12 protein-coding genes are annotated in these 13972 nt (G+C 42.9%); 11 read left to right on the top strand and 1 reads right to left on the bottom strand.

Annotated elements, in window-relative coordinates; genetic code table 11:
• Nucleotides 1–27 precede the first annotated feature (27 nt).
• From proV to emrB, 9 genes are all read left to right on the top strand, one after another.
• The gene (proV, locus tag PluTT01m_RS06600; protein WP_011145607.1) at nt 28–1227 is read left to right on the top strand and encodes a glycine betaine/L-proline ABC transporter ATP-binding protein ProV; all 1200 of its coding nucleotides are present in this window, start codon (nt 28–30) and stop codon (nt 1225–1227) included.
• Nucleotides 1220–2305, top strand: coding sequence for a glycine betaine/L-proline ABC transporter permease ProW (proW, locus tag PluTT01m_RS06595; RefSeq protein WP_011145606.1), 1086 nt, complete (start codon nt 1220–1222; stop codon nt 2303–2305). Before proV ends, proW begins: the two co-directional genes overlap by 8 nt.
• A gap of 69 nt (nt 2306–2374) precedes the next feature.
• Nucleotides 2375–3373 (top strand): glycine betaine/L-proline ABC transporter substrate-binding protein ProX, encoded by a 999-nt coding sequence (gene proX, locus PluTT01m_RS06590; RefSeq protein WP_011145605.1) that lies wholly within the window; start codon nt 2375–2377, stop codon nt 3371–3373.
• 375 nt (nt 3374–3748) lie between these two features.
• Nucleotides 3749–4939, top strand: coding sequence for an MFS transporter (locus PluTT01m_RS06585; protein WP_011145604.1), 1191 nt, complete (start codon nt 3749–3751; stop codon nt 4937–4939).
• A gap of 125 nt (nt 4940–5064) precedes the next feature.
• Nucleotides 5065–5823, top strand: a complete 759-nt coding sequence (locus PluTT01m_RS06580; RefSeq protein ID WP_011145603.1) for an AzlC family ABC transporter permease — start codon at nt 5065–5067, stop codon at nt 5821–5823.
• Nucleotides 5820–6158 carry an L-valine transporter subunit YgaH gene (ygaH, locus tag PluTT01m_RS06575; protein WP_011145602.1) on the top strand — a complete coding sequence of 113 codons (339 nt, stop codon included), beginning with the start codon at nt 5820–5822 and terminating at the stop codon, nt 6156–6158. The genes PluTT01m_RS06580 and ygaH overlap by 4 nt, the downstream gene beginning before the upstream one ends.
• Nucleotides 6159–6287: 129 nt before the next feature.
• Complete coding sequence (gene mprA / locus PluTT01m_RS06570) at nt 6288–6815, top strand: transcriptional repressor MprA (RefSeq protein ID WP_011145601.1); 528 nt, start codon at nt 6288–6290, stop codon at nt 6813–6815.
• Nucleotides 6816–7048: 233 nt separating this feature from the next.
• Nucleotides 7049–8233, top strand: a complete 1185-nt coding sequence (gene emrA / locus PluTT01m_RS06565; protein WP_011145600.1) for a multidrug efflux MFS transporter periplasmic adaptor subunit EmrA — start codon at nt 7049–7051, stop codon at nt 8231–8233.
• A gap of 17 nt (nt 8234–8250) precedes the next feature.
• Nucleotides 8251–9789: a multidrug efflux MFS transporter permease subunit EmrB gene (gene emrB, locus PluTT01m_RS06560; protein ID WP_202926142.1), complete on the top strand. Its 1539-nt coding sequence runs from the start codon at nt 8251–8253 to the stop codon at nt 9787–9789.
• Nucleotides 9790–9838: 49 nt separating this feature from the next.
• Here emrB and PluTT01m_RS06555 read toward each other — a convergent pair whose 3' ends face one another.
• Nucleotides 9839–10855, bottom strand: a complete 1017-nt coding sequence (locus PluTT01m_RS06555; RefSeq protein ID WP_011145598.1) for a tRNA/rRNA methyltransferase — start codon at nt 10853–10855, stop codon at nt 9839–9841.
• Between the two features lie 129 nt (nt 10856–10984).
• On the opposite strand from PluTT01m_RS06555, the gene PluTT01m_RS26845 reads away from it, so the two are divergent.
• Together PluTT01m_RS26845 and PluTT01m_RS06550 are read left to right on the top strand one after the other, a co-directional pair.
• Entirely contained in the window at nt 10985–11197 is a 213-nt protein-coding gene (locus PluTT01m_RS26845) for a hypothetical protein (RefSeq protein ID WP_125043743.1), read from the top strand.
• Entirely contained in the window at nt 11178–13820 is a 2643-nt protein-coding gene (locus tag PluTT01m_RS06550) for a bifunctional acetate--CoA ligase family protein/GNAT family N-acetyltransferase (RefSeq protein ID WP_011145596.1), read from the top strand. Before PluTT01m_RS26845 ends, PluTT01m_RS06550 begins: the two co-directional genes overlap by 20 nt.
• Nucleotides 13821–13972: the final 152 nt, after the last annotated feature.

The following is a 13972-nucleotide window of genomic DNA, read 5'->3' as shown; positions in this document are numbered from 1 at the left end:
AACCATTGAAAGGAAAGTAACTATTTCATGGCAATTAAACTTGAAGTTAAAAACCTCTATAAGATATTTGGCGACCATTCAGAATATGCTTTCAAGTTACTGAATTCGGGTTTGAGCAAAGATCAGATATTTGAAAAGACAGGTATGGTTGTTGGTATACAAAATGCCAATCTGACTATTGAAGAAGGCGAAATATTTGTCATCATGGGATTATCTGGCTCCGGCAAATCCACAATGGTACGCCTTCTCAATCGTCTGATAAAACCGACTCGCGGCCAAGTATTAATTGATGGTGAAGATATTTCTGAGATTTCAACAGCAGCGTTAAGAGAAATTCGCCGTAACAAAATCAGTATGGTTTTCCAATCATTTGCACTGATGCCACATTTAAACATACTGGAAAACAGCGCCTTTGGTATGGAACTTGCCGGAATCACCAAACAAGAACGCAATAAAAAAGCATTGGATGCACTGAAACAGGTAAACCTGGAAAATTATGCACAATCTTATCCAGATGAGCTCTCAGGCGGGATGCGCCAACGTGTAGGGCTTGCCAGAGCATTAGCTAATAACCCAGATATTTTGCTAATGGACGAAGCATTTTCTGCCCTTGATCCATTAATTCGTACAGAAATGCAAGATGAACTGCTAAGCCTGCAAGGCAATCAGCCACGGACTATCGTCTTTATCTCTCATGATTTGGATGAGGCAATGCGTATCGGAGACCGGATTGCCATTATGCAAGACGGTGTTGTTGTGCAGGTCGGGACACCTGATGAAATCTTGAATAATCCAGCGAATAACTATGTGAAAACTTTCTTTCGTGGCGTGGATATCAGCCATGTATTCAGTGCTAAAGACATTGCCCGTCGCCGTCCTGACTCTCTGCTTCATATTGCACCCGGTTTTGGTCCTCTTTCTGCATTGAAAGTCCTTGATGACGAAAACAGAAACTATGGTTACCTGATCGAACGTGGACAAAAATTCGCCGGTATCGTTTCCGTAAATTCATTGGAAAAAGCATTACGGGAAAAAAAACCTATCGAACACGCCATATTGGCGGAACCAACCTCCGTTGCCGCAGATATGCCCCTCAATGAGCTGATTGCTGTTGTAGCACAATCACCTTGTGCAGTTCCGGTGGTTGGAAATAATGACAAATATATCGGCGTTATTTCCAAAGGGATGCTATTGCAGGCATTAGATAAGGAGACACCAAATGAGTAATCAAAACGAACATCAAACTCAGCCTGTACAGAATTCAGAGGATACCCCGTCCATCGCTGCCGATAATACCGACCCCTGGAGCAGTGGAACCAGTGCTGACAATGCAACGGGTTCTGACTGGCTGGATGCCCCCGCAACTGCGGTACAGCCTGAACATTTTAATATCATGGACCCATTCCAGCACCCACTTATCCCTTTAGACTCATGGGTAACCCAGGCTATTGATTGGATTGTGCTAAATTTTCGTCCTGCATTTCAGGGAATCCGCGTCCCCATTGATTTTGTTCTCAGTGGCTTTGAACAATGTCTGACGTCAATACCTGCTCCCATTGCCATCCTATTTTTTGCCCTGATTGCCTGGCAGTTATCAGGCATTGGTATGGGTATTACTGCTCTAATTTCTCTGGTAATTATTGGTGAAATTGGTGCGTGGCACGAATCGATGGTCACTTTATCACTGGCTCTGACATCGCTATTGTTCTGCATTATCGTTGGGTTACCACTCGGTATATGGCTGGCACACAGCAAGAGAGCCGCGAAAATTATCCAACCTCTGCTTGATGCCATGCAAACCACACCAGCATTCGTCTATCTGGTTCCGATTGTCATGCTGTTTGGCATCGGTAACGTGCCTGGAGTTATCGTCACCATTATCTTTGCTCTACCCCCAATTGTCCGTCTGACAATTTTAGGCATCAAACAGGTTCCAGCAGATCTGATAGAAGCAGCCGAATCTTTCGGCGCCAGCCCTCGTCAGATGCTGTTTAAAGTTCAATTACCACTGGCTATGCCAACCATTATGGCCGGTGTCAACCAAACCCTGATGCTGGCCCTATCAATGGTCGTTATTGCATCAATGATTGCCGTTGGTGGTTTAGGCCAAATGGTTTTGCGAGGTATTGGGCGTCTCGATATGGGGCTTGCTACAGTAGGTGGGGTCGGGATTGTTATTCTTGCGATTCTCCTTGACCGCCTAACACAGTCTTTTGGCTACAGCAACCGGGCTAAAGGCGTAAATCGCTGGTATGCCACTGGCCCAATTGGATTAGTTACCCGTTTATTTAGCCAAAAAGCATAACCTTCCAAAACACCTATCAAACCACAATTGTTTGGTAAACACATGATGACTGCAACAGGAGGAAAAACCATGCGCAAAATAGTTATCTGGGCTATATCCCTGTCATCACTGATAAGTTCTCAATTATTCGCTGTCGAATTACCGGGTAAAGGTATCAGTGTACAACCCATACAAAGCACCCTTAGCGAAGAAACATTCCAGACGCTGATCGTCAGTAAAGCATTGGAAAAACTTGGTTATGATATCAAACCCATCAAAGAAGTGGACTACAACGTCGCCTATTCCTCTATTGCTTCTGGTGACGCAACCTTTATGGCCGTAAGTTGGGAACCACTGCACAACACCCAATATCAGGCAGCAGGTGGTAATGCCAAATTTTACCGTGTTGGTAACTACGTAGAAAATGCAGCACAAGGCTACTTGATCGATAAAAAAACAGCGGAAAAATACAACATTACTAATATTGCTCAATTAAAAGATCCGAAAATAGCCAAATTATTTGATACCAACGGTAACGGCAAAGCTGATTTAACTGGCTGTAATCCCGGTTGGGGCTGTGAAATCGCCATTAATCATCACCTTAAAGCCTATGGTTTAAACAATAGCGTTGAACACAATCAAGGTAACTATGCAGCCATGATGGCAGATACTATTACCCGCTATAAAGAAGGCAAACCCATCTTATATTACACATGGACGCCTTATTGGGTTAGTGACGTGCTGAAACCAGGTAAAGATGTTGTCTGGCTGCAAGTTCCTTTCTCCGCTATGCCTAATGATGAGAAAATAGAGACGAAATTACCAAATGGCGCTAATTATGGTTTTCCACCAAGTATTATGCATATTGCTGCCAATAAAAAATGGGCAGAAGACAACCCAACCGCCGCTAAGTTATTTTCTATCATGAGAATGCCCCTTGCGGATATCAATGCCCAAAACTTGCGGATGCATAATGGTGAGGCATCACCAGCGAATATTGAACGTCACGCCAACGGTTGGATTAAGGCTCATCAGAAATTATTTGATAGTTGGGTTAAAACTGCTGTTGAAGCCGCCGGAAAAAATTAATACTTAGAACATTACAGTGAATTGGTATAAAACAATTCACTGTTTTTTACTGTTATTTTTTCTGACTCAAAATTCTTATTAAAATTTATATTTCAACAATTTTATAGTCATTATCGCTGTATTATAGAGAAATAATAAGAATTAATATCGTTTTCACATTTCATTCTCAGTTCAATTTGGTAGTTAAATCACAAGGTTAAACTACCTAAAACAATGAATACTCATGGAGTTTCTTTAACAACCATTCTCTCGGCTTTACCATTGAACCTGAATAAAAATTCATTACAATGCAAAAAATTTAGCTCGTGACGACAGACCGTTAACGAGCTGTCCACTCACCCTAACCTACCGTTTAAATATAAGAAAATACATTATATGGAAGAAAATATTTCCCGTACGCCATTAAGCCCAGCGTTGATTGCACTAATCGCCATTGCCACAGGTCTGGTTGTCGCCAGCAACTATTATGCACAGCCGCTACTCGATACTATTGCGTTACAATTTAATCTGACCGTCAACGAAGCCGGGTTTATTGTAACCACAGCTCAATTGAGCTATGCCGTTGGCCTAACATTCCTTGTGCCATTAGGTGATATGTTCGAACGACGCAGTTTAATTGTCTCAATGACAATATTAGCCACTATTGGATTACTGATTACCGCCACGTCACAGAACATCTGGCAAATGTTACTGGGAACGGCAATGACGGGCTTATTTTCGGTGGTCGCTCAAATACTGGTCCCGCTGGCCGCAACACTTGCTCTTCCCCATCAACGAGGAAAAGCTGTCGGTACAATTATGAGCGGTTTACTGCTTGGAATATTACTAGCAAGAACCATCTCAGGAACAATGGCAACTCTTGGTGGCTGGCGAACTGTTTTTTGGGTTGCCAGTGTCTTATTGGTGATTCTTTCTCTGACGTTGTGGCGCTACCTGCCCCGTTACAAACAAGTAACCAATCTCAGTTATTTCCAATTACTTGGCTCTATTGTAAACCTTATCACTACAAGCCCGCTTCTAAGAGTACGCGCCATACTGGGTGCACTGACATTTGCCAACTTCAGCCTGCTATGGACATCAATGGCATTCCTGCTTTCAGCACCTCCTTTTAACTATTCTGAAGGAGTCATCGGCTTATTTGGATTAGTCGGTGCTGCCGGTGCATTGATGGCAACCCAAACCGGGCGACTCGTTGATAAAGGAAAAGGCCCTCTGACCACCAGCATTTCTCTGGTGCTATTACTTCTTTCATGGATACCGATCGGTTTAGTCAAAGAATCACTAATTGGCTTTATAATTGGTGTTTTTCTCCTTGATATTGCGATTCAAGGAGTTCACGTTACAAATCAAAGTACAATATACCGCATCATGCCAGAAGCCAGAAACCGACTCACCGCCGCTTACATGACTAGCTATTTTATCGGTGGAGCTCTTGGCTCTCTGGTTTCAGGCTATGCTTACAAACACTCAGGTTGGTATGGCGTTGCCACCGCGGGTATAGCTATCTGTATAATCAGCCTAATCGTGTGGTTTTTAGGCAAAAAGTACGAACCAAAGACGTTGTAAGAAACAGGTCATAGTAAAAGAATGCTTAAATAAAAACATTTATGAAACATTTGTTAAGGATGATATTCTCTATTTGGTTTCATTTTGTTAATGTTACATAACATTCACATAACCAGATAGATTCTATGCCTGTTTCTGATACATCATCCCCCTTAACGAGTAAAAAATCTTCTTTTACTGAAGGAATAATAGATAGTTTACCCATTGTTATCGGTTATATTCCCGTCGCCTTTGCTTTTGGTCTCAATGCCGTCAAACTTGGCTTCAACCCAATGGAAGCCATTTTCTTTTCATGCATCATCTACGCCGGTGCAAGCCAGTTCGTCATCACAGCTTTACTGAGTGCGGGGACATCATTATGGATTTCTGCCCTAACAATTATGGCAATGGATGTCCGCCATATTCTTTATGGTCCATCTTTAAGGCACCGTATCAAAGATAAGCTAACGGAGAAAAAAACCGTTATCTGGGCTTTCGGCCTGACAGATGAAGTTTTTGCCGCCGCGACTGCAAAACTCATTAAAAACCACCGGAGCTGGAGTGAAAACTGGATGGTTGCTATTGCAATCTGTTCTTGGCTGGCCTGGGGCGCAGGTACCGCAGCCGGTGCATTTCTTGGTAACGGTTATTTGGAATCCTATCCCGCTATAGAAGCTGCCATGATTTTCATGTTACCAGCACTATTTCTCAGTTTTCTTCTTGCTTCTTGTAGAAAACAAAATAGTTATTGTGTTGCAACCGCACTAACCGGAGCACTTTTAGGGATTACATTTTTCTCAATTCCAGTTGCTATTCTGGCAGGTATTGTCGGTGGTTGTATCGCGGCACTGTTACAACCGCAAAACAATTGCAATGACTCTTCAGAACAAAAGGAAACACCATGATTGATAGCAAGATTTTGCTGATTGGACTATTTGTTGGGTTAGCTAACTTTTCATTTCGCTATCTGCCACTACGATTTGGGAAAGCACGCCAATCTGCCGGCAGAAAAGCTGGAAAAACAAGCATTATCCTTGACAGTATTGGTATTGCATCCATTTGTTCTTTACTCATCGTATCAGGTGTACCTGATGTGATGAGAGAAAGTCAAAAACTACTTCCTACCCTCATAGGTTGTCTGACCATCTGTTTAGTCTTTTACAAAACAAAGCAAATTATACTCGCAACACTATTTGGCGCACTGCTTTTTGGACTAACATTCAAAATATTTATGAATTAGGTATCAATATCAAAAGAAATATGATGATAACAAATAACTACAATTGCTAAATTTATCTTTTAATATACCATTTGGATGTTTGATAACAAAAGTTATCTTACCAGTTGAAACTAATAAGGTATCTAAATAATGGAAAGTTCGTTTACGCCTACCGAAGAATTACTGAATATTCGTGCAGCACAGCAAGCCAAATTAAATAAAGATATCCCTTATCAAGAGATCCTGTTGACTAGGTTATCAATGCACGTCCAAAGTAAATTGCTTGAAAACCGTAACAATATGCTGAAAGCTCAAGGTATCAATGAAACTTTGTTCATGGCCCTGATGATCCTTGATACTAAAGAAAGCCACAGCATCCAACCATCAGAATTAAGTGCCGCATTAGGTTCTTCCCGTACTAACGCCACGCGTATTGCTGATGAATTAGAAAAGCAGGAGTGGATTGAGAGAAAGGAAAGTCATAACGATCGCCGTTGCCTTCATCTTCATCTGACAGAACAAGGTACAAAATTTTTAAATAGTTTGCTTCCACCTCAACATGAGTGCCTGAGAAGACTTTGGTCATGTCTTGACCAGGAGGAACAAAAACAGTTAGAAAAGTTAATGAGAAAATTACTGGTCAGACTTGATACAATGGGCGATTGTATCAAAAAATAGCTTGTTGTTTAATCGATCAATTTTCACCCAAACAATACTTTCTTGGTTAAATTGTTCGAAAAAATTTTCCTGTTAGCCAAGATGATATTTTCTGCAAAAAGCTAACTATTATTCTTCGATAACATTGGATCCTATGTCATTCACCTTTCCAGTAGTGATGCTATACCACTACTGGGAAGTGATCTCAAAAATAGTCTTACTAGAAGATAAAACAACAAGCATGGGGATTTACTATGAGCGAAAATGAGGCAATAGAAGTACAAGCGGCACAAGATCCAACCAGTAGTAAAAAAAGGCAACGCAGTCGTGCCTTAGTGCTACTAACCCTTATCTTTACCCTGCTCGGTGTTGCCTACTTTTTCTATTGGTTTCTCATTTTACGCCACCATCAAGAAACAGATAACGCCTACGTTACAGGTAATCAAGTTCAGATCATGTCACAAGTTGCTGGCAGCGTAATTACAGTTAACTTTGATAATACTGACTTTGTGAAAAGCGGCAGTATATTGGTGCAACTCGATCCCCGTGATGCAGAATTAGCATTAGAAAAAGCAAAAACAACATTAGCCAACAGCGTTCGCCAGACTCATCAACAGATAGTTAACAGCAAACAATATCAGGCTAACATCGCTCTACGCAGATCCGAATTAACTAAAGTTCAAAATGATCTTAGCCGTCGTGAAATACTTAGCGTTCAAAAAGTCATTGGTAAAGAAGAGTTACAACATGCACAGGAAGCTGTCGCCAGTGCCCGAGCTGCTCTAGATATTGCAATTGAACAATACAACGCTAATCAAGCAATTGTCTTGGATACACCCCTAGAGAAACAACCTGCCATTGAACAAGCTGCAACGGAAGTCCGTAATGCCTGGCTGGCATTACAACGCACGAAAATAGTCAGCCCAATCGATGGTTATGTCTCACGCCGTAGTGTACAAGTTGGTGCACAAATCAATAAAAATACTCCACTGATGGCGATAGTTTCGGCAAACGATATGTGGATCGAAGCTAACTTCAAGGAGACACAAATTTCTGGTATGCGTATTGGTCAACCAGTGGAAATCACCAGCGATTTCTATGGTGGAAGCAAAGTATTTAGCGGCAAAATCACTGGCCTTGATATGGGTACCGGCAGCGCCTTCTCTTTATTACCTGCTCAGAACGCCAGTGGTAATTGGATTAAGGTTGTACAACGTTTACCCGTCCGTATTGAGCTTAATCCTGGACAACTAGAAAAATACCCATTACGCATCGGTCTCTCGACTAAAGTCAGAGTAGATACTACGAGCCCTGATGGGCCCGTTCTGTCTGATAAAACACGCACTAAATCAGCTTATCACACCACTGCTCTGACAATAGATATGTCGCCTGCCAATAAAATAGTTAACAACATTACTAATAGTAATGCTGGAAAATAATATCGGAGGCCAAGGTGATGAGACAGCCGCTTACAGGTGCCAAACTTGCATGGATGACCATAGCGCTATCCTTAGCAACGTTCATGCAAGTGTTAGATTCTACCATTGCTAACGTAGCGATACCCACGATTTCAGGTAACTTAGGATCATCAAGTTCTCAAGGGATCTGGGTAATTACCTCTTTCGGGGTTGCCAATGCGATTTCTATCCCAATTACTGGATGGCTGGCGAAACGCATCGGCGAGGTTAAGTTATTCATCTGGTCAACCGCGCTATTTTCCATCGCTTCTTGGTTATGCGGTATTTCCAACAGTCTTGGTATGCTAATCTTCTTCCGAGTTATTCAAGGATTAGTTGCAGGTCCTCTTATTCCCCTTTCACAAAGTCTACTCCTGAACAATTATCCACCAGCCAAAGGAAATATGGCGCTGGCATTATGGTCAATCACGATTATCATCGCGCCAATTTTCGGCCCTATTCTGGGTGGCTACATCAGTGATAACTACCATTGGGGATGGATTTTCTTTATCAACGTTCCTGTTGGTATAGCGATTATTTTGATTGCTATGCAAACGCTGAAAGGGCGTGAAACCCAGACAGAGATCAAGCCTATCGACACAATAGGACTCATGTTATTAGTGGTCGGCGTTGGTTGTTTACAAATCATGCTAGATCAGGGGAAAGAGCTGGACTGGTTTAATTCTACAGAAATTATCGTCTTGACAGTTATTGCAATCATCTCATTAACATTTCTGGTGGTATGGGAACTGACCGATAATAACCCGATTATTGACCTATCACTGTTCAAAGAGCGCAATTTTACCATTGGTTGCTTCTGTTTGAGCTTAGCTTATATGCTCTATTTCGGCACCATTGTGTTATTACCTCAGTTATTACAGGAAGTGTTCGGTTATACAGCAACCTGGTCAGGTCTTGCATCAGCACCAGTAGGATTGTTGCCACTAATAATTTCGCCACTGATTGGTAAATTTGGCAATAAAGCAGATATGCGCTACATAGTGACATTCAGTTTTGTTGTCTATGCCATCTGTTATTACTGGCGTGCATATACATTCGAACCAGGCATGGATTTTGCCGCGGTCGCATGGCCTCAGTTTATCCAAGGGTTTGCTATTGCCTGTTTCTTTATGCCACTCACAACCATTACCCTTTCCGGCTTGCCAGCAGAGCGGGTGGCATCTGCATCCAGTTTATCGAATTTTATTCGAACACTGGCGGGTTCAATAGGAACATCACTAACGACAACCATGTGGACCCAACGCGAGTCAATGCATCATTCCCATTTTACTGAACATATCAATCCTTATAGTCCCGATACTCAACGGATCTATCAACAATTATCGGAATTAGGCATGAATAACCAGCAAATTTCTGCTTATCTAGCAAAAGAAGTTACCCATCAAGGGCTCATAATCTCAGCGAATGAAATTTTTTGGCTTTCCGCCGGAGTATTCCTGATTTTGATTATGCTCGTCTGGCTAGCCAGGCCACCATTTACCCAAGGAAGTAAAGAAGGCATGAGCGCAGCCCACTAAATCTTAAATAGCAAAACCGGGAGCACACTCCAGCTCCCGCTTTTCCTAATCAAGCTTTATTCTGTCGCCACCATTCAGCCAGCATAATGCCCGTTGCAACAGAAACGTTCAGGCTTTCAACCAAACCCGACCCACCGACGAACAAACTCATATCACCATGTTCCCAAGCACTGTCACTCAAACCATCGCGTTCTTGACCAAGTACCAGAACCATTTTTTCCGGTAATTCAGCTTTAGCTAAAGCGGTACTACCTTTATGGCTGGATGTCGTAACAATGGTGTAACCCGCTTTACGAAAGTTATTCAGCGTAGTGACCAAGCTATCAGCATCAATACCTTTAATATGCTCAGCACCACCTTCTGCTGTACGAATAGCCGCGCCCGACTCCAGCAAGGCCACATCCTGCAAAATCACCCCTTGCACACCGAAATGTGCACAACTTCGCATAATCCCGCCAAGGTTATGAGGATTACCCACATCTTCAAGAGCCAAAACACAATCTTTTACTGGAGCATCTTTCAAGTAGGTCTCTGCATCCAAACCGTTGCGTTTCTTAATCAGAAAACAAACACCACCATGATGTTCAGTACCTGACACTTTTGTCAGTTCAGCCTCATCCACAACATGATAGGCTTTACGATTAGCAGCCATCCATTTCAGCGCATTGCGGAAACGTGGTGTCACTGACTCAACGAACCATGCACGAACTATCGCTTCAGAACGGTTTTTAAACATCGCCTGACAAGCATTTTCGCCATAAATCCGAGTTTCTTCCATTCGCTGACGACGGAGCTGTTCAGGATCAATCTGGCTTTTCCCACTGATACCACCATGCATTGGCGTTACAGAATCACTCTCAGGGCGTGACACTGTTTTCCAAGGCGATCTTTCACGCTCATTGGCACGCGGAGAACGGGATGTTCGCTCATTGTCCCGACGACGCTGACCCTGATCACGTCCCTTACCAGATGGACGTTTGTTATTATTACGGCTGTCATTACCGCCCTCACTGCGGACATACATCACTTTGACTTTGCCATTTTTACCACTGTATGAATCGTTCATTCGTTTCTCCAACTGCTTTATGGCGCGAAGATTACCTGATGTGCGCATCTTAAGCTACCTCTGACAACTATAATCCATTAAAATGCGCCCTTAATTTTCCTGCTTTCGGCGAGACATGCCGTACTTGCTATGGAGGGCACAGTCTGGCTACCTGTTGAAACAGCCCCCACCGAAGATATTCAAGCTACAGCTTGGTACTATTTTGCAACAAACTGGCAATTTAATTACTTCTCAGCAACTGCATCCGATAGCGTAAATCACAGCAACAATTTGCGAAATCCGCTACAGTTATCGACTAACCCCACGAATAAGGAGCCTCCTGATGAGCCAGCGCGGACTTGAAGCTTTATTACGCCCTAAATCCATTGCGGTAATTGGTGCCTCAGAAAAACCAGAACGAGCGGGTTCAGTTATGATGCGTAACTTGCTTGCAGGAGGCTTTGCCGGACCAATACTACCGATTACACCCAATAGCCGTTCTGTTCAAGGGGTTTTAGCTTACCCTTCAATAGATAAATTACCGATTACACCAGACTTGGCTGTTATTTGTACTCATCACCGCCGTAATTTGCAATGTTTAGAACAACTGGGGCAGTTGGGTTGCAAAACGGTGATTATCCTTTCTTCACCAACGTCCCAATTCGCTGAACTAAAGCAGTGCTGCCAGCACTATAGTATCCGACTACTTGGGCCAAACAGTTTAGGTGTATTAGCCCCCTGGCAAGGGCTGAATGCCAGCTTTTCTCCGGTTCCAATACTCAAAGGGAAATTGGCCTTTATTTCTCAATCGGCGGCAGTCTCAAATACGATTCTTGATTGGGCAAAACACCGGGGAGTCGGATTTTCCTACTTTATAGCATTAGGTGACAGTGTAGATATCGATATCGATCATCTGCTTGATTTTCTGGCTCGTGACAGTAAAACCAGCGCTATCCTGCTCTATTTAGAGCATATTCATGATGCCCGTCGCTTTCTTTCAGCATCTAGAAGTGCTTCCCGCAATAAACCTATTTTGGTGGTTAAAAGCGGCCGTACTAAGCGAGCACAGAAATTACTTGGTGAACAACAAAATTTGGATGCGGCTTATGATGCAGCAATTCAGCGAGCAGGGTTATTACGCGTACAAGATACACATGAAATGTTTTCTGCTGTAGAAACGTTAAGCCATATGTCACCTTTACGGGGAGAACGGCTATTTATCGTTAGCAATGGTGCTTCTCCAGCCGCAATGGCGCTGGATGCGTTATTCCGCCGTAACGGCAAGCTCGCAATATTAGGTGAAGAGACAACGAAAGCATTAAAAATACAACTCCCAGAAACTATCTCTCTGCATAACCCGCTAGATTTAAAAGATGACTCCACGGTGGAACGTTATATCGCTGCGTTAAAACCGTTACTAGATAGCCACGACCATGATGCTCTGTTACTTATTCACTCTCCTAGCGCAATTGCTCCCTGTATTCAAACTGCAACCAAAGTCATTGAAACAATCCGTAAACACCCACGGGGAAAATGGCTAACTATCTTTACCAATTGGTGCGGAGAATACTCTTCACAAGAAGCCCGCCGTCTGTTCAGTGAAGCAGGTATTCCAACTTATCGCACCCCTGAAGGCGCGATTACTGCTTTCATGCACATGGTTGAATATCGCCGCAATCAGAAACAATTAACAGAAACCCCCGCACTACCAGCAAACATCACAGCTAACACAGCACGTGCCCATCAGTGCATACAACAGGCTCTGGAACAGGGAAATTCTCGGCTGGATACCCATGAAGTTCAACCTATTCTGGAAGCTTATGGTCTCAATACATTGCCAACATGGATTGCTCATAACAGTGATGAAGCAGTCAATATTGCCCAACAGATCGGTTATCCTGTTGCGTTGAAATTACGCTCGCCAGATATCCCGCATAAATCAGAAGTTCAGGGAGTCATGCTCTATTTGCGAAATGCAAATGAGGTCAAGGCTTCTGCTCAAGCGATTATCGAACGCGTCAATCAGAATTTCCCACACGCAAGAATTCAAGGATTGTTAGTTCAAAGCATGGCAAACCGCGCTGGTGCACAAGAGCTACGAATTGCAGTCGAGCAAGATGAAGTATTTGGCCCACTGATTATGTTAGGTGAAGGCGGTATTGAATGGTCACAGGAAACACAAGCAGCCGTTGCGCTGCCACCTCTTAATATGGCGTTAGCGCGATATCTGGTTATTCAGGCGATTAAAAGTAGAAAAATTAAGCTCAGGGGAGCTCCTCAATCATTAGACGTACTAGCACTCAGCCGACTGTTAGTTCAAGTATCGAATCTGTTACTTGATTGCCCGCAAATTGTACGACTGGATATTCATCCATTACTGGCTTCTGGCGATGAATTCACATTATTAGATGTTTCAATGGAATTATCTTCGATAGACGGTGATCCACGAACTAGATTAGCTATCCGTCCATATCCAAGCGAACTAGAAGAATCTATAAAACTCAAAGGAGGTGCAGAATGCCTGCTACGTCCGATTCTGCCAGAAGATGAACCGCTGCTGAAAGATTTCATCGGCCAGGTTACGAAAGAAGATCTCTATTACCGCTACTTTAGTGAAATCAGCGAATTCACACACGACGATCTGGCCAATATGACGCAGATTGATTACGACCGTGAAATGGCATTTGTTGCCGTACGACATCCTAAAACGACCCCAGAAATTATCGGGGTGACTCGTGCCATAGCTGACCCAGATAATGTCGAAGCAGAATTCGCTGTGCTAGTGCGTTCTGACTTAAAAGGGATCACCCTTGGATATCAACTTATGATAAAACTGATTAACTATACACGGGAACATGGCATAAGCCGCCTCAACGCTATCACCATGCCAGAAAACCGTACGATGATAAAACTGGCTAAAAAACTGGGATTTACCATAGATGTTCAATTTGAGGATAGCATTGTAAACTTATCCCTCGAACTCTAAATCAACTACGTGATGGACCGCACAGACTTGAATCATTAGGCATTAGAGCGTTAAATCATGCTCACAATTAGCCAGACTAATGGTATTATCGCCAGATCATTTGATGCATTGCTTTACATAGTAGTCCTTTAGCCATCTAACATAAGAGAAAA

This window comes from Photorhabdus laumondii subsp. laumondii (assembly GCF_003343245.1).
Classification (GTDB): domain Bacteria; phylum Pseudomonadota; class Gammaproteobacteria; order Enterobacterales; family Enterobacteriaceae; genus Photorhabdus; species Photorhabdus laumondii.
Note: the sequence above shows the minus strand (reverse complement) of the source record. Positions and strands in the feature narration are given on the sequence as shown.